11 protein-coding genes are annotated in these 15,404 nt (G+C 72.7%); 5 read left to right on the top strand and 6 right to left on the bottom strand.

Going from position 1 to position 15,404, the window contains the following annotated elements; genetic code table 11:
* Window positions 1–4: 4 nt before the first annotated feature.
* From ACIBVN_RS38380 to ACIBVN_RS38365, 4 genes are all read right to left on the bottom strand, one after another.
* Window positions 5–889, bottom strand: a complete 885-nt coding sequence (locus tag ACIBVN_RS38380; RefSeq protein ID WP_397145105.1) for a hypothetical protein — start codon at window positions 887–889, stop codon at window positions 5–7.
* A 21-nt stretch (window positions 890–910) separates the two neighbouring features.
* Window positions 911–1,819, bottom strand: coding sequence for a hypothetical protein (locus ACIBVN_RS38375; protein ID WP_397145103.1), 909 nt, complete (start codon window positions 1,817–1,819; stop codon window positions 911–913).
* A 33-nt stretch (window positions 1,820–1,852) separates the two neighbouring features.
* The gene (locus ACIBVN_RS38370) at window positions 1,853–2,740 is read right to left on the bottom strand and encodes a hypothetical protein (RefSeq protein WP_397145101.1); all 888 of its coding nucleotides are present in this window, start codon (window positions 2,738–2,740) and stop codon (window positions 1,853–1,855) included.
* A 259-nt stretch (window positions 2,741–2,999) separates the two neighbouring features.
* Window positions 3,000–4,316, bottom strand: coding sequence for a glycosyltransferase family 39 protein (locus ACIBVN_RS38365; protein WP_397145099.1), 1,317 nt, complete (start codon window positions 4,314–4,316; stop codon window positions 3,000–3,002).
* Window positions 4,317–4,474: 158 nt separating this feature from the next.
* On the opposite strand from ACIBVN_RS38365, the gene ACIBVN_RS38360 reads away from it, so the two are divergent.
* Together ACIBVN_RS38360 and ACIBVN_RS38355 are read left to right on the top strand one after the other, a co-directional pair.
* A complete protein-coding gene (locus ACIBVN_RS38360) occupies window positions 4,475–5,131 on the top strand; it encodes a response regulator transcription factor (protein ID WP_397145097.1) in 657 nt (218 codons plus the stop codon).
* A complete protein-coding gene (locus ACIBVN_RS38355; protein ID WP_397145095.1) occupies window positions 5,128–6,297 on the top strand; it encodes a sensor histidine kinase in 1,170 nt (389 codons plus the stop codon). Before ACIBVN_RS38360 ends, ACIBVN_RS38355 begins: the two co-directional genes overlap by 4 nt.
* Before the next feature lie 42 nt (window positions 6,298–6,339).
* Here ACIBVN_RS38355 and ACIBVN_RS38350 read toward each other — a convergent pair whose 3' ends face one another.
* Together ACIBVN_RS38350 and ACIBVN_RS38345 are read right to left on the bottom strand one after the other, a co-directional pair.
* A complete protein-coding gene (locus tag ACIBVN_RS38350; RefSeq protein WP_397145093.1) occupies window positions 6,340–9,174 on the bottom strand; it encodes an NACHT domain-containing protein in 2,835 nt (944 codons plus the stop codon).
* Between the two features lie 75 nt (window positions 9,175–9,249).
* Window positions 9,250–11,115 carry a propionyl-CoA synthetase gene (locus ACIBVN_RS38345; RefSeq protein ID WP_397145091.1) on the bottom strand — a complete coding sequence of 622 codons (1,866 nt, stop codon included), beginning with the start codon at window positions 11,113–11,115 and terminating at the stop codon, window positions 9,250–9,252.
* A gap of 45 nt (window positions 11,116–11,160) precedes the next feature.
* Between ACIBVN_RS38345 and ACIBVN_RS38340 the strand changes: the two genes are divergently transcribed.
* Genes ACIBVN_RS38340 through ACIBVN_RS38330 form a run of 3 tightly spaced genes read left to right on the top strand, consistent with a single transcriptional unit; the run spans window position 11,161 to window position 15,402 of the window.
* Complete coding sequence (locus tag ACIBVN_RS38340) at window positions 11,161–11,799, top strand: DNA polymerase beta superfamily protein (protein WP_397145089.1); 639 nt, start codon at window positions 11,161–11,163, stop codon at window positions 11,797–11,799.
* Window positions 11,796–12,539, top strand: coding sequence for a DNA polymerase beta superfamily protein (locus ACIBVN_RS38335; RefSeq protein WP_397145087.1), 744 nt, complete (start codon window positions 11,796–11,798; stop codon window positions 12,537–12,539). The genes ACIBVN_RS38340 and ACIBVN_RS38335 overlap by 4 nt, the downstream gene beginning before the upstream one ends.
* Window positions 12,540–12,594: 55 nt before the next feature.
* Entirely contained in the window at window positions 12,595–15,402 is a 2,808-nt protein-coding gene (locus tag ACIBVN_RS38330; protein WP_397145085.1) for an AAA family ATPase, read from the top strand.
* Window positions 15,403–15,404: the final 2 nt, after the last annotated feature.

Genomic DNA, 15,404 nt, shown 5'->3' with positions numbered 1-15,404 from the left:
GGCGCTACGAAGGGTCGAGGTGGCGGAAGGCCTCGTGGGCGGAGTGGACGCTGCGCCTCAGCGCCTGCTCGAGCCGGTCCGCGTCCTCCGCCAGGCGCTGCAGCTCCGGCACCGCGAACCCGTCGGCCCCCGTCTCTGCCACCAGCTCCTCGTACTGGTGCACCCGTCCCCGCAGCTCCTCGATCTGGTGATGCGCCAGGTAGGCCCGCTCGGCGTCGGCCACGTTGGAGGCGTAACGTTCCAGCGCCTCCACGCGGGCCAGCACGGCCTCCTCGCTGCAGTCGAGCGCCCGCGCGAGGGGCTCGGCCACGGCCTCCACCTCGGGCGTGACCCCCTTCGACACGGTCTCCCTGTGCTTGGCACGCAGCGCGGAGAGCTTGGCCAGCAGCCGGGCGATCTCCCACTCCTGCGCGGGCAGCATCACGGCGTTGCGTACGTCGTCGAGCAGGCCCTCGGCGTTGACCCGGGACTCGGTGACGGCGGCGATGGCGCGCTGGGCGCGGGCGAGCAGGCGGGCGGAGGACTCGTCGAGGTCGTCGGTGAGCACGTAGCGCCCCTCGTACCAGCGCAGCTGCTCGTAGACCTCGCGCTCGTACTCCTCCTGCTCGTCCCCCGGCAGGTCGGCGCGGACGAACAGCGCGATGATCATGGGGATCCCGAGCAGCACGAACAACATTCCGATGCCTCGGCCCAGCAATCCGACGGCGGCCAGCCCTCCGACGAACACCACCGGTCCGATGACCGCCATCATGCGGTAGTGCTTGCTCGACATGGCCCGCTTCGGCTCGGGGGCCCAGCCCTGGCGCATCTTGGCCAGCACCTGGCGGCTCTCCCTGAGCAACTGCGCGTCGTCCGGCGGCACCCCGGGGTCAATCACCACATCCGCCACGAATCCGGATCCTAAGGGAAGTCACCCCCTAAGGTGGCGAAAAGCTTCATGCGCGGAGCTGACGCTGTCGCGTAGCGCCTGCTCCAGGCGATCGGCGTCGTCGGACAGTTTGCTCAGCTCGGGCACGGCCGACCCGTCGGCGCCCGACTCGGCGAGGAGCTCCTCGTAGCGGGGCAGCTTGGCGCTGAGGCGCTCGATCTGGTGGCGGGCGCGGTAGGCGCGTTCGGCGTCGGCGACGTGGCCGGCGTAGCGTTCCAGCGCCTCGACGCGGGCCAGCACCGCCTGCTGGCTGCTGTCGAGCGCCTGGGCGAGTGGTTCGGCCACGGCGGCGACCTCGGGGGTGACGCCTTCAGAGACGACCTCCTGGTGCTCGGCCCGCAGCTCCGACAGCTTGGCCAGGAGCCGGGCGATCTCCCATTCCTGGGCGGGCAGCATCACGGCGTTGCGCACGCCGTCGAGCAGGCCCTCCGCGTTGACGCGGGAGTGCATGACCTGGTCGATGGCCGTCTGGGCGCGGGTCATGAGGGTCCTGGCGGGCTCGTCGAGCTGCTCGCGGAGGACGTAGCGGCCCTCGTGCCTGCGTGAGCCGTCGTAGACGTCGCGCTCCAGCGCGTGCGTGCGCTCCACCTCGGCGTCGGGCATGGGCCTGAGCAGGACGCTGACGATCAGGAGGGCCGCGCCCGTCATGATCACGACGAAGGGGGTGTAGCGTTCGGCGACGAAGAGGGCCAGGCCGTAGACGGCCGCCACCGCGGCCGTCACAGTGACGGCGAGCCGGGTCACGAGGCCGGCGAGGGGGCGGTGGCGTCTGTGCGCGGGCACCCAGCCGGCGTGGATGCGCACGAGGAGCTTGCGGTTGTCACGTAAGAGGGCCGCGACATCGTCGGGCACCGCCGGATCGACTATCACCTTCGCATGACGTCCGGGCACGTTTTCGATCCTATGAGCCGTTCTGTCCAAGCGTCAGCCTTCGAGATAGCGGAACGCCTCGTGGGCGGACTGGACGCTGCGCCGTAACGTGCGTTCCAGCACGTCGGCGTCCTCGGCCAGCCGCTCGATCTCGGGCACGGCGAGCGAGTCGGCGCCCGACTCCGCCAGCAGTTCCTCGTAGCGCGGCAGCCGGGCGCGCAGTTCCTCGATCTGGCTGCGGGCGTGGTAGGCGCGCTCGGCGTCGGCGACGTGGGCGGCGTAACGTTCCAGCGCCTCCACCCGGGCGACCACGGCGGCCTCGCTGTTGACCAGCGCGCGCTCGAGCGGCTCGATCACCGCGGCGACCTCGGGCGCGATGCCCCTGGCCAGCAGCTCCCGGTGCTCCAGGCGCAGCGCCGAGAGCTTGGCGAGCAGGCGGGCGATCTCCCACTCCTGCGCCGGCAGCATCAGGGCGTTGCGGGCGTCGTCGAGCAGGCCCTCGGCGTTGACGTGGGAGCGCAGCACGGACCCGATGGCGCGCTGCGCCCTGACCAGGACAGTCCTGGCCTCCTGGTCGAAGTCCTCCGGGAGCAGGTAGCGGCCGTCGTACCAGCGGGCCCGCTCGTACACGCCGCGCTCGTGCGGCCGATTGTCCTCCGGCGCCTCGCTCATGGAGGCGATCTTGACGAGGACGATGAAGACGTACGTGCCGAGCAGCACGAAACCGGCCGGCCTGATCGGCGAGGCGAGCAGGACGGCCATGAGGGCGATCACGACGGGGGTGGTGGCCAGGAGCAGCGCGCTGGAGGGGCTTTTGCGCTTCGGCGGCGGCACCTCGGCGGGAGGCACCCATCCGGCTCTGAGTCTGGACAGCAGCGGGGCGTTGGCACGCAGCAGTCCGGCAACTTCCGGAGGTACTCCGGGATCGACGACCACACCCACGCTCTGTCCTGGCACCCTGGCGCCCCCAACGCTCGCGATGTTCGGATATTACGTAACAATCCGCCGACATGTCAGCCTCGGAAAGGTCATGCCGAGGAACCACGGAGCGCGCTCAGGCGGCACTTTCACGACGGCAGGCCCGTCAACCAGGCCCGTCACAATGGCCTCCACCAGCACCGCAGCGGCCGCCGCCGCCCCTTGGACGCGCGAGGCGCGCTCGCCGGCGCGCAACATGATCGTAGCCACCGGGATAACCGGGCTAGCGACGAAGCCGGTGAACGCTCAGCGCCGCCGCCACGCAGGCGACCGGGATCGCGGGCAGGACGTACCGGTGGTCGAAGTCGAGTGCCGCCACCGGCGCGACGAGCAGGAACATCGCGAACGACCACGGCAGCAGCACCGGGCGGCGGCGCGCCACCGCCCCCACCCCGCCCGCCAGCAGCAGAGCGCCGAAGAGCGTGCCGTGCAGGAACCACGGGTACGGGTAGGCGGCCAGGACCGAGGCGAAGGGCTCGACGGAGCGCATGCCCCGGATGTCCGGGTCGTACGCGTTGCGCACCTGGTCGATGAGGGCGTGGCCCGAAGGGAGCGGCCACGCGCCGCGCGGGAAGGTCGTGGACGGGGCCATTCGCTTCGGGTGGGCGACGGGCTCCCAGGTGAAGGCGAGCGAGGTGTCGCGAACGACCTCGCCCAGGTAGTCCAGGGGCTGGGCGGCGATGGCCTTGAGCGCGAACGACCTGGCCAGGTCGTTGTGGGCGAACCGGTCGCCGGGCAGGCGGTTGAGCGACGCCCGGGGATCCCAGACGTACTCGGAGGCGGCGTCCAGGACTGTGCCGTTCGGGCAGAGCGCGGCCTCCTCCGGGGGCGGCTTGATGATCGAGCAGTCGGCGAAGGTCATGGTACGGGCCCACAGGGCGACGCCGTCGGAGCCGCTCAGCGCGAACCTGCCGTGGTGCTGGGCGTACCAGCCGGCGTAGGCGAGCAGCGGCAGCGTGCCCGCCACCGCCAGAGCCAGGGCCTGCCGCCACCACCTGCGCCGCGACAGCAGGTAGAGGGCGGCCAGGCCGATCAGCGGCACGGTGGCGGTGCGGGTAAGGCCGGCGAGCGCGAGCAGCACCCCCGCCAGGGCGGCCGCCCGCGTGGACGGCTCGTCCCGCCGCATCAGCAGGAGCAGCGCGGCCATGAGGAGGAAGACGACCTGCGAGTCCGACAGCACGGCGTGCTCCAGGCGGACGAACGCCGGGTCGAACAGCACCGGCGCCGCCGCCAGCGCCGCGCCCCAGCCCGGCAGCGACCGGCGGCGCAGCAGCAGATAGATCATCAAGCCGGTGGCCAGCCCCATCGCGTGCTGCACCCCCGCGACCAGCTCCACGCTGTGGAAGGGCCGCAGCGCCCACAGGAACCACGAATAGCCCGCAGGATGGAACGCACCCTGCGGCCTCATGTGCACGGCCGTGTCCAGGTAGGTGAACGAGTCGTACCAGTACAGCCGCGCCGTGTCGTACCCCAGCATGACCAGCACGCGCAGCGTGGCGGCGAGCACGAGCACGCAGCCGAACAACCCATGGGCGCGCACGAAATCCCCGAGATCCCGGAAGGAGCCGGGCGGATCCCGGCTTCAGGGCGGCCAGTCCAGCGCGCTACCTATAACCTGAGCGTCACCAATTCTGGTTATGCGCGCGTTATGCCGATCGGAGCAGACTGGCGGCATTTAAGATCTTTTTTGGGGGCGCAGTGCGCGTTTTGGTCGCCGAGGACGAGCGGATGCTCGCCGACTCGATCGCCGAGGGGTTACGCGGGGAGGCACTGGCCGTCGACGTCGCCTATGACGGGGACGCGGCGCTCGAACGGCTCGGGGTGCACGACTACGACGTGCTGATCCTCGACCGGGACCTGCCGCTGGTGCACGGGGACGAGGTGTGCCGGACCGTGGTCGAACGGGGCTGGCTGGTGCGGGTGCTCATGCTGACCGCCGCGGGCGACGTGCGGTCCCGGGTGGCCGGGCTCTCGCTGGGTGCCGACGACTACCTGCCCAAGCCGTTCGCGTTCGAGGAGCTGGTGGCCCGGGTGCACGCGCTCGGGCGGCGGGCCAGGCGGGCCGACCCGCCGATGCTGGAGCGGGCGGGGGTGCGGCTGGACTGGGCGCACCGGCAGGTGTTCAGGGAGGGCAGGTACGTGCCGCTCGCCCGCAAGGAGTTCGGCCTGCTGGCCGAGCTGCTGCGGGCCCAGGGCGCGGTGGTCTCGGCGGAGACGCTGCTGGAGAAGGTGTGGGACGAGCACATCGACCCGTTCACGAACACGGTGCGCACGACGATGATGAAGCTGCGCAAGAAGCTCGGCGAGCCGCAGGTCATCGAGACCGTGCCGGGATCGGGGTACCGCATCCCATGAGCATGCGCCTGCGGTTCGCGCTGGCCTGCGCGGGCGTCTTCTTCGTGATCGCCGGGACCGCCATGGTCTCCGTCTACTTCGTTGTCCGAACAAGCCTGCAATATCGGGCGAGCGTGTTCACCCCCGACTCGATCACCCTGCCGCACGATCGATGGGGCTGGCTGTCGAGCCGGCGTTTCGAGGACGGATACGAGCTCGCCCGGAGCTTCGCACTCAAGGCACACCTCACCTACCAGGACAGTGTCCTCGGCAACCTGCGTAACGCCGGTTTGCTGGCCGTGCTCGGCGGCACGGGGCTCGCGTTCGGGGTCGGCTGGCGGACGGCAGGCATGGTGCTCCGCCCGCTCAGGGACGTCACCGGCACCGCCCGCCGCATCGCCCAGAACCACGACCTGAGCGAGCGCATCGGGTACAAGGGCTCGCGCGACGAGATCAAGGAGCTGACCGACAGCTACGACCTGATGCTCGGCCGCCTCGCGCGCTCGTTCGACGGGCAGCGCCGCTTCGTCGCCAACGCCTCGCACGAGCTGCGCACCCCGCTCACCATCAACAGGACGCTCGTGGACGTGGCCGTGCGGCGGCCGGACGCGACCGACGACGTCAAGCGGCTCGGCGAGTCGCTGCTGCTGGTCAACGCCCGCCACGAGCGCCTCATCGACGGACTGCTGGCATTGACCGAGGGCGAGCAGGCGGTGCTGGACCGGCGGCCGTTCGACCTGACGGACGTGGCCGAGCACGTGCTGGACCAGGCGGCGGCCGAGGCCGCCGAACGGGAGGTGACCATGCACCGGCTGCTCGACCCCGCTCCGACGGCGGGCGAGGCCGTGCTGGTGGAGCGGCTGGTGCAGAACCTGGTGGAGAACGCCATCAGGCACAACCACCCGAAGGGCGAGGTGTGGGTGACGACCCGGCGGCGGGCCGATCGGGTCGAGCTGGTCGTGGCCAACACGGGGCTGCAGGTGCCGCCGTACGAGATCGAGACGATCTTCGAGCCGTTCCGGCGGCTGCACGGCGACCGGCTGCGGTCCGACCGCGGTAGCGGTCTGGGGCTGTCGATCGTACGGGTGATCACCGAGGCGCACGACGGCACGGTCACGGCCACGCCCAGGGACGAGGGCGGGCTGACGATCACCGTCGAGCTGCCCGTCCACTCCGGGACCGCCTGACCGGTCAGTCCGGGCCCCGGATCTCACAGAGCGCCGGCCCGGTCAGTCCAGGCCCTGGATCTCCCAGAGCGCCGTCTCCGGGATGCCCGCTTTGACGAGCTGCTCCCACGTGCCGATCCGGTCGGCCGGGTCGGCGAGCATGGCCCGCAGGAGCGGCCGCAGTTCCGCGTGGTCGGCTCCGTCCTCCGCCCACATCGCCCCGAGCGCCCGGTGCATGGCGGGCGAGCGCACGGCCACCGTCCGCACCAGCTCGTCCAGGATCGCCAGGCGGTCCCGGTACGGCAGGAAGCGGCCCTCCCCCAGGGAGCGCACCAGCAGGTCGAGCAGCCGCCGGTGGCGGGGCGTGTGGCCGGTGGCGACCGCGACGACGACGTCGCCCATGCCGCCGCTCTCCGCCGCCCCGAGCACGACGTCCTCCTTGCCGTCCTCGACCACGCGCTGTGCCGACAGGGCGGTGACCAGCCCGGTCCAGCCTTCCTGCCCGAGCTGCCCCTTCCACAGGTGGCTGAGCGAGGACCACTGCTCCAGGTGGTCGGGGCCGGACAGGATCGACGAGACGCGGACCGGCTCCTCCGACGCGCAGACGATCAGCAGGGTCAGGTTGGCGGAGTAGGCGGCCAGGCGGCGGGTCAGCGTGTGGCGTACCGGCCTGAACCCGGTGAAGTGGCGGCGCGGCCGCTCGTGCAGCGACCGGCGCAGCAGCCCGGCCAGCAGCTCCACGCAGCGTGCACGGACGGCGGAGGGAACCTCGTCCAGCAGCTCCATGGTGAACCCGACGGTCGCCCCACGCTCGGCCAGGCATGAGTGGGACGTGACCGCGTACAGCAGGTCGTCGTCCACGGCCTGGACCAGCGCGAGCGGCTCGTCCCCGGCCAGGCGGCGCCTCCTGTCGAGGTCGCGCAGCGCGTACATGGCCAGCCAGGCCACCAGGAACTCCGCGAACGTGGCGTGCAGGAAGGCGTAACCGTTCCTGGGGCCGTTCCTGCGTACGAAGAAGAACCGCTCGGTGGCCTTGCGCGCCCAGTCGATCCGGCCCTCCTCGTCCGGCTCGTCCTCGCCGCCCTGGCACAGGGCGGGCAGGTCCCGCTCGAGCGCCTCATCGGTGATGACCTGGCGGCCGCGGGCGAGCATGGAAAGCGCGACCGCGCCGAGCAGGACCAGCTCCTGGTCGATGGCCACCCGCCGGACGCCGCCGGTCTCGCGTTCGGTGTAGTCCCGCAGCAGCACCTCGTACAGGCGGGCGCGGCCGAGCGGGCCGTGGTCGTGCTGCAGCGCGTTGCCGCCCGCGTCGTAGAGGGCGAGCAGCAGCAGGAGCAGCGGCTGCCTGGCCATCTCGCCGTGGACCAGCGCCGCTTCGGCGGGCAGGGGCTTCAGGTCGCGGCGGGCGAGCCGGGCGCGGTTGGCCTGGTCCCAGATCTTCAGCCACTGCCGCACCTGGTCGTCGTCGAACGGCTGGAGCTGCAGCCCCAGCAGCCCCTCTGGGAGCCTGATCCGGTCGGCGACCACGGTGCGGCTGGTCACGATCACGGCCACCGGGCGGCCCTGCTCCGCCTCCCTGTCCTGGAACTCCTGCACCTGTTCGAGGTAGTCGTAGCGGTTGACGCCGCCCTGCACCAGCTCGTCGAAGCCGTCGAGGAGGATCACCGGCATGGCCCCGTCCGCGGCCGCCACCAGGTCGGCGTACGCCACCTCCTCCCCCAGCACGGTCGCGAGGGCCTGCTCGATCTGCTCGGTGACGCCCGCCCGCGCGGCCCAGTTGGTGTCTGGGCTGCCCAGCTCCACCCTGATGGGCAGGAACTCCGACCTGGCCAGCCGCGCGGCGAGCACCTCGGTCAGCTTGGTCTTGCCCGAGCCCGGCTCGCCCAGCACGAGCAGCGGCGCCTGGGTGGCGCGCAGCGAGGTCAGGTGGCCGACCAGGAACGCCTCGGTGTCGGTGAGCAGCCGCCGGTCGTCCCACCAGCTCAGCAGCGCGGGCGCGGCCTCGCGGGTCAGCTCGGCGACCCGGAAGCGGGGGCTGAGGTAGCCCTCGCCGAGCAGCGGGAGCGAGACGTCCTCGGGGAGCTTGCCGGCCGGCAGCAGCGGCCGGTCGAGCAGGTTGGCGGCCATCCTGGCCAGGTGGATCATGGGGCGGTCGCCGACCCGCGGCGGGGCCAGCTCGGCCAGCAGCCAGGCCACCCGCGACAGCGCCGTGGCGGGCGGCGGCTGCTCCGTGACGAGGCTGCGCACCCCGAACTCGTGGCTGTCGAGCGCCAGCGACCGGTAGTCCTCGTCGTAGATGCGCAGCGCGTGCGCGGGCGGGCCCTCGGCGAGCATGCGGGGCAGCAGGAGCTGGTCGTCGACCGGCAGCTCGTCCCAGACGGCCAGGCCGCCCACGTATCCGGCCATGGCCTCGGACATGCGCAGGTAGGCACGTTCCACGGCCAGCCGGGTCTCGGCGTACGGCACGTGCGGCTCGGGCGTGGGCAGCCGCTCCAGCAGCAGGCTCGCCACCAGCCTGGCGAACCGCTCGGGCGTCGGCACCCCATGGGAGATCTTGTCGCCGCGGTCCAGCTTGTCGAGCGTGAACGGCAGCTTCGCCTCGCCGAGCGCCTCGAAGTACGCGGAGACGACGATCACTGCGTGCGCGGCGGCCAGCCGCTGCGTGCGGGTGAACCGGTCGACGCCGCTCTTCAGCTCGGGCATGCGGCGTACGACGTCCTTGCCGTACAGGACGACGCTGTTGCGCATGTCGGCCAGGCCGGTGACCAGCTGCCCCGCGCCGGCCAGCGCCCAGCCGGTGCGCGCCGCCGCCGAGGCGAACCCGATCACCTTGACGAGCCTGGCGTCCTTGCAGCCGAGGATCCTCAGGGCGTCGGCGTAGCTCGGGGACTCGATCATGTGCCTTCTCCCGGGGACTGGGATGTCCCATCATGCGCCGTACGGACGGGTTTTTCGGCGGAAGTTACCGGCCCGTCATGTTCGCTTCACGGCCTCCTCGATCTCCGGCAGCGCGGCCGGGTCCTCGATGGTGGACGGCGTGTCGTACGGGTTGCCGTCGGCGATGTCCCGCATCGTGGCGCGCAGGATCTTGCCCGATCGCGTCTTCGGCAGGCGGGCCACCACGACGGCGCGGCGGAAGGCGGCGACGGGACCGATGCGCTCGCGCACAAGGGCGGTCAGCTCGCGCTCCAGCTCTGCCGGGTCGCGTTCCGCCCCTGCCTTGAGCACCACGAACCCCACGGGGAGCTGGCCCTTCAGCTCGTCGGCCACGCCGATCACGGCGCACTCGGCCACGTCGGGGTGTTCGGCGATGACCTCCTCCATCGAGCCGGTCGACAGGCGGTGGCCGGCGACGTTGATCACGTCGTCGATGCGGCCCATGACGTAGAGGTAGCCGTCGGCGTCCACGTGGCCGCCGTCGCCCGTGAGGTAGTGGCCCGGGTAGCGCTCCAGGTAGGAGCGGGTGAAGCGGGCCTCGTCGCGGTAGAGCGTGGGCAGGGCGCCGGGCGGCAGCGGCAGCTTGACGGTGACGGCGCCGTCCACGCCGGGCGGGCACTCGTTGCCGTCGGGGTCGAGGATGCGTACGTCCCAGCCGGGGACGGGCTTGGTGGGCGAGCCGGGTTTGAGCGGCAGTGGTTCGATGCCGACGCAGTTGGCGGCGATGGGCCAGCCGGTCTCGGTCTGCCACCAGTGGTCGATGACGGGGATGCCGAGCAGGTCGGAGGCCCAGTGGTAGGTGTCGGGGTCGAGGCGCTCGCCGGCCAGGAAGAGGTAGCGGAGGCCGGACAAATCATGCTTTTTCGCAAAAAGTCCGGATGGGTCCTCTTTTTTGATGGCCCGGATCGCGGTCGGCGCGGTGAACAGCGTCCGGACCCCGTGCGTGGCCACCACCCGCCAGAACGCGCCCGGGTCGGGGGTGCCGACCGGTTTGCCCTCGTACAGCACGGTCGTGCAGCCGGCCAGCAGCGGCGCGTACACGATGTAGGAGTGGCCGACCACCCAGCCCACGTCGGAGGCGGCCCAGTAGACCTCGCCGGGGGCGGCGCCGTACACGTGGGACATGCTCCAGTGCAGCGCGACGGCGTGGCCGCCGTTGTCGCGCACGACGCCCTTGGGCACGCCGGTGGTGCCAGAGGTGTAGAGGATGTAGAGCGGGTCGGTGGCGGCCACGCTCACGCACGCGGCGGGCTCGGCCCCGCCTGCCGCCTGCGCCCAGTCGAGATCGCGCCCCTCCTGGAGCTTGGCCGGGCACTGGGGCCGCTGGAGGATCACGCAGCGGTCGGGCCGGTGCACGGCCTGCTCAAGCGCGGCGTCCAGCAGCGGCTTGTACTCCACCACTCTGTTCGGCTCGATCCCGCAGGACGCCGAGAGCACCACCTTGGGCCGGGCATGGTCGATCCGCACGGCCAGCTCCCTGGCCGCGAACCCGCCGAACACCACCGAGTGCACCGCCCCGATCCGGGCGCAGGCCAGCATCGCGACCACGGCCTCCGGCACCATGGGCATGTAGATCACCACGGTGTCGCCCTTTTCCACGCCGAGATCCCTGAGCATCCCCGCGGTCCGGGCCACCTGCTCGCGCAGCTCGGCGTAGCTGAGGGTCGCCGTGGCGCCGGTGACGGGACTGTCGTAGATCAGCGCCGCCTGGTCGCCGCGACCGGCCTCGACGTGCCGGTCCACCGCGTTGTGACAGGTGTTGAGCCACCCGTCGGGGAACCATCGGCCGCCCGCGGTGACGGTGGCGGGAACTGTGTCCCAGTCGATGCCACGTGCCGCTTCCGCCCAGAACGCGCCGGGGTCTTCGATGCTCCGCCGGTAAGCCTCGTCATAACCGCCCACTTTTCGATCAGACCAGCCCCCGCCCCCATCACGCAAGATATCCGGGTGACCGATGACATGATCCTTACCGTCGTCATGGGGTCGCGGGCGTACGGGCTCGAGACGGACGCCTCCGACACCGACCGGCGGGGCGTCTTCGTGGCGCCGACGGCCGCGTTCTGGCGGCTGGAGAAACCGGCGACGCACCGGGACGGACCGCTGCCCGAGCAGTTCTCGTGGGAGGTCGAGCGTTTCTGCGTCCTCGCCCTCGAGGCGAACCCCACAGTGCTGGAGTGCCTGTGGTCCCCCCTGGTAGAGGTGATCACGCCTGCCGGGCAGCGGCTGCGCGACCTGCGCAGGGCGTTCCTGTCGGAGCGGGCGCGGCAGACGTTCGCCGGGTACGCCGAGTCGCAGTTCCGCCGCCTCGACCCGGCCGCGCCCAAGTGGAAGCAAGCCATGCACATGGTGCGCCTGCTGCTCAGCGGCCTGCACCTGGTCCGGCACGGGGAGCCCCTGGTCCAGGTCGGACCACACCGGGAACGGCTCCTGGCGATCCGGCGCGGCGAGGTGCCGTGGGCGGAGGTGGACGCCTGGCGGGCCGAGCTGTCCGCCGAGGTGGCCGCGACCCCGGGGGTGCTGCCCGAGCGGCCGGACCGGGAGCGGGTTGAGGAATTCCTGATCGGCGTGCGGAAGGAGCATCTGTGAACCTGCCTGAATGGCTGGCGGAGATCCCCGGCGAGCAGCCGTACCCGCTGGCGTTCGCGACGGTGAGCGGCGCGCACCTGTACGGGTTCCCCTCGGTGGACTCGGACGTGGACCTGCGGGGTGTGCACGTGCTGCCGGTCGAGGAGGTGGCGGGGCTGCGGCACGGGCCTGAGACGCTGGAGCGGATGTGGACGCGCGACGGCGTGGAGGTGGACCTGGTCACGCACGACCTGGCCAAGTTCTGCCGGTTGCTGCTGAGCCGCAACGGCTACGTGCTCGAGCAGCTGCTGTCGCCGCTGGTCGTGACGTCGTCGCCGGCGCACGAGGAGCTGGTGGCACTCGCCCCCGGCTGCCTGACGCGGCATCACGCCCACCACTACCTGGGGTTCGCGCGTACGCAGTGGCGGCTGTTCGCGAAGAGCGGGGAGCTCAAGCCGCTGCTCTACACCTTCCGCGTGCTGGCCACCGGGACCCACCTCATGCGCACCGGCGAGCTGGAGGCCGATCTGACGCGCCTGTACGAGTACGGGCCCGCGTACCTGCCCGAGTTGGTCGCCGCCAAGCGGGAGGCCGAGCACGGTCCGGCGCCTTCCGCGCCCGGGCTGGAGGCGGACGTGGAGCGGATGACAGGAGAACTGGAGCGGGCCCAGGGCGGCTCGGCGCTGCCCGAGCGCGCGACCGCCGCGGACGCGCTGCACGATCTGGTGGTGCGGGCCCGGTCACGGGGCGTTTCCTGGTGAGGGCGCCCGTTGCGAGGTGCTCCGTCGCGTGCGTGAGGTTGGCAGAATCGGTGGCGTGACATTGGTGGGCAGGACGGACGCGCTGGGAGCCCTCGATGAGGTCCTGCTGGCTGGTTCGGGATGCGTGGTCGTGGAGGGGCCCGCCGGGATCGGCAAGAGCCGGCTGCTGGAGGAGGCGGCGGGGCGGGCTCGGGCGCGCGGGACCGCCGTGGCGCGGGGGCGCGCCACGGAGCTCGACCGGGTCGCACCCCTGTCCACGCTGCTCCGCCCGCTGACTGTGCCGCTCGAATACCCGGGGACGCCCGCGCCATCGCGGCCCTCTCCTGGGCGCGACGGCGGCTCGACGGCCGCCGGGTTTGGAGTCGTGCTCGGCGGCGGTGGCGGGCGGCCGGTGGGTGACGGGTTCCGGATGATCGAGCGGATCGGCGAGGCGATCGAGCGTTTCACCCGTTCCCGGGCTCTGGCTATCGTCCTTGACGACGTGCAGTGGGCGGACGAGCTGACCTGCCTGGCGCTGCGGCAGCTCGTGTCGGGGCTGGCCGGGTCGCCCGTGGTGTGGCTGCTGGGCCGGCGGCCGCTGCCCGAGCAGGAGGCGGTGGACCGGCTCATCGCGGAGGGCGCGTCGCGCCTGTCCCTGCCACCGCTCACGCCCGGGGAGGCGGCCGAGCTGAGCGGGCGGTTGCTCGGGGCGTCGCCCGGTCCGTCCGTGCTGGAGCTGGCGCGGGCCGGCGGCGGGAACCCGTTCCTGCTGGAGGAGGTGCTGACAGGGCTGCGGGGTGAGGGTCGGGTCGTCGTGGCGGACGGCGTGGCGGAGGTCAGCGGGGCCGAGCTGCCGGTGGGGTTCGTGGCGGCCGTGGAGCGGCGGCTGCGTGAGCTGTCCTCCGCGGCTCGGCGGCTGCTGGCGGTGGCCTCGGTGCTGCGGCGCCCGTTCTCGGTGCACGAGGCGGCGGGGGTGCTCGGGCTGGCGCCCGGGGCGGTGCTCGGGCAGGTCTCGGAGGCCGTGCGGGCGGGGGCGCTCGTCGGGGAGGGTGATCGGCTGGCGTTCCGGCACGACCTCATCAGGGAGGCGGTGTACGGCGGGCTCGGAGCGGCGGTCAGGACGGCGCTGCACCGGGAGGCGGCGGCCGTGCTGAGGGCGGAGGGACGGCCGCCCGCGGAGCTGGCCGAGCATCTGCGGCACGGGGCGCGCGTGGGCGATGAGGCGGCGATCCGGGAGTTGCGCGCCGCCGCGCAGGAGATGACGGCCACCGCCCCTTCGGCCGCCGCCGACCTGATGCTGCGCGCCCTGGAGCTGGCGGGCTCCCACGACGCAGGGACGGCCTTCGCCACCACCGCCGACGGTCACGACACCGGGGCGAGCAGCGCCACCACACCCGCCACCGTGCAGAGCACCGGAGCGGGCGGTCCGGGAGGTGTCGTGGGCGATGGGCGGGATGGCGGGCTGGTGGCCGGGGTGGTGCGGTTGCTGGCGTCGGCGGGGCGGCTGGCCGAGGCGCGGGAGATCGCCGACGCGCGTGGCGGCCGCCATCAGGCAGGCCCGCGTTCGGCGGGTGAGGAGGCCGCGATCGTGCTCGGGCTGGCCGAGGCGCTCAAGCACGCCGGGGACGACCAGGGCGTTCTCCGGTGCACCGGACGCGTGCTCGACCGGCCGGGCGTGCCGGTGCGGGAGCGGGCGCGGCTGCTGGCCGTACGAGCCCATGCCCTGATGATGACGGGCGAGATCGACGCGGCCGACGCCGCGGCGGTGGGGGCGGTCGCGGCGGGCGAGGTGTTCGCGCAGGTGGTCGGGCTGCAGGCGCGCTCCACCGTGGCGCTGTTCCGCGGGGACCTGGGCGGCGCGTTGCGGCATGCCGAGCGGTCCGTGGAGTTGGCCGACGCGGCGGGCGGTGAGGCGGCGCACCGGCATCCGCGGTTGTGGCTGGGGGCGGCGATGGCGGCGCTGGATCGGTTCGAGGAGGCGGAGGGCGTTTACGCGGTGGTCGAGCGGGAGGCCGGACGGCAGGGGACCGCGTGGGCGTTGCCGTTGCTGCACCGGTTCAGGGCGGAGCTGCTGCTGGCCTGGGGGCGGCTGGACGACACGGCGGCGGAGGCCGAGGCGGGTTTGCGGGTGGCCGAGCAGCTCTCGGCGATGGCGCTGGCTCCGGCCCTGCTCGGCGTGCTCGGCCACGTGGCGCTGCTCCGGGACGAGCCGGACGCGGCACGGGGATACCTCGACCGGGGGCTCGAGCTGGCCGGGGACGGGCCGGGGCTGGTGGCCGAGGAGCTGCGGTGGCGGCGCGAGCTCTTGGACGACGCCACGACGGGAGCCCGCACGCGACCCCTGACCCGGTCCGGCGGGGACTCCTCATACACGGCGCTGGCGTACCTGATCGTGCAGGAGCCGTGGACGGCGGCGCGGTGGCGGGACGATCCGCGGGTGGTCGCGTGCGTGCGGGACCTCGCCCGGCGTAACCCCGGCGTGGGGTCGCTGGCGGCCGGGCTCGCGCACGCCGAGGGCAGGCTGGACGAGGCGATCGAGCTCTACCGGAGCGCTCCCCGGCCGCTCGGGCTGGCGGCGGCGCTGGAGGAGGCCGGTCGGCGGGAGGAGGCGCTCGAGGTGTACCGGGCGTGCGGCGCCGTCAGGGGGACCGGGCGGCTGCGGGACGGGCGGGGGCCCGACCGGGGCTGGGAGGCGCTGAGCCCGTCGGAGCTGCGCGTCGTACGGCTGATCGCCCAGGGCATGACGAACAGGGAGGCCGCGGCCGCCCTGTTCCTGTCGCCGCACACCATCGACAGCCACCTCCGCCACGCCTTCGCCAAGCTCGGCGTGAACAGCCGGGTGGAGCTCACCCGCCAGGTCCTGGCCCACGAGCCCGGCGGGTGACG

Source organism: Nonomuraea sp. NPDC049400, from assembly GCF_044466425.1.
In the GTDB taxonomy this organism is placed as follows: Bacteria; Actinomycetota; Actinomycetes; order Streptosporangiales; family Streptosporangiaceae; genus Nonomuraea.
Note: the sequence above shows the minus strand (reverse complement) of the source record. Positions and strands in the feature narration are given on the sequence as shown.

What these genes read in the sequence shown, in the direction of transcription:
- ACIBVN_RS38355 (WP_397145095.1), top strand. Translation starts at nt 5,128, where the DNA reads ATGAGCATGCGCCTGCGGTTCGCGCTGGCCTGCGCGGGCGTCTTCTTC.
- ACIBVN_RS38350 (WP_397145093.1), bottom strand. Translation starts at nt 9,174, where the DNA reads ATGATCGAGTCCCCGAGCTACGCCGACGCCCTGAGGATCCTCGGCTGC.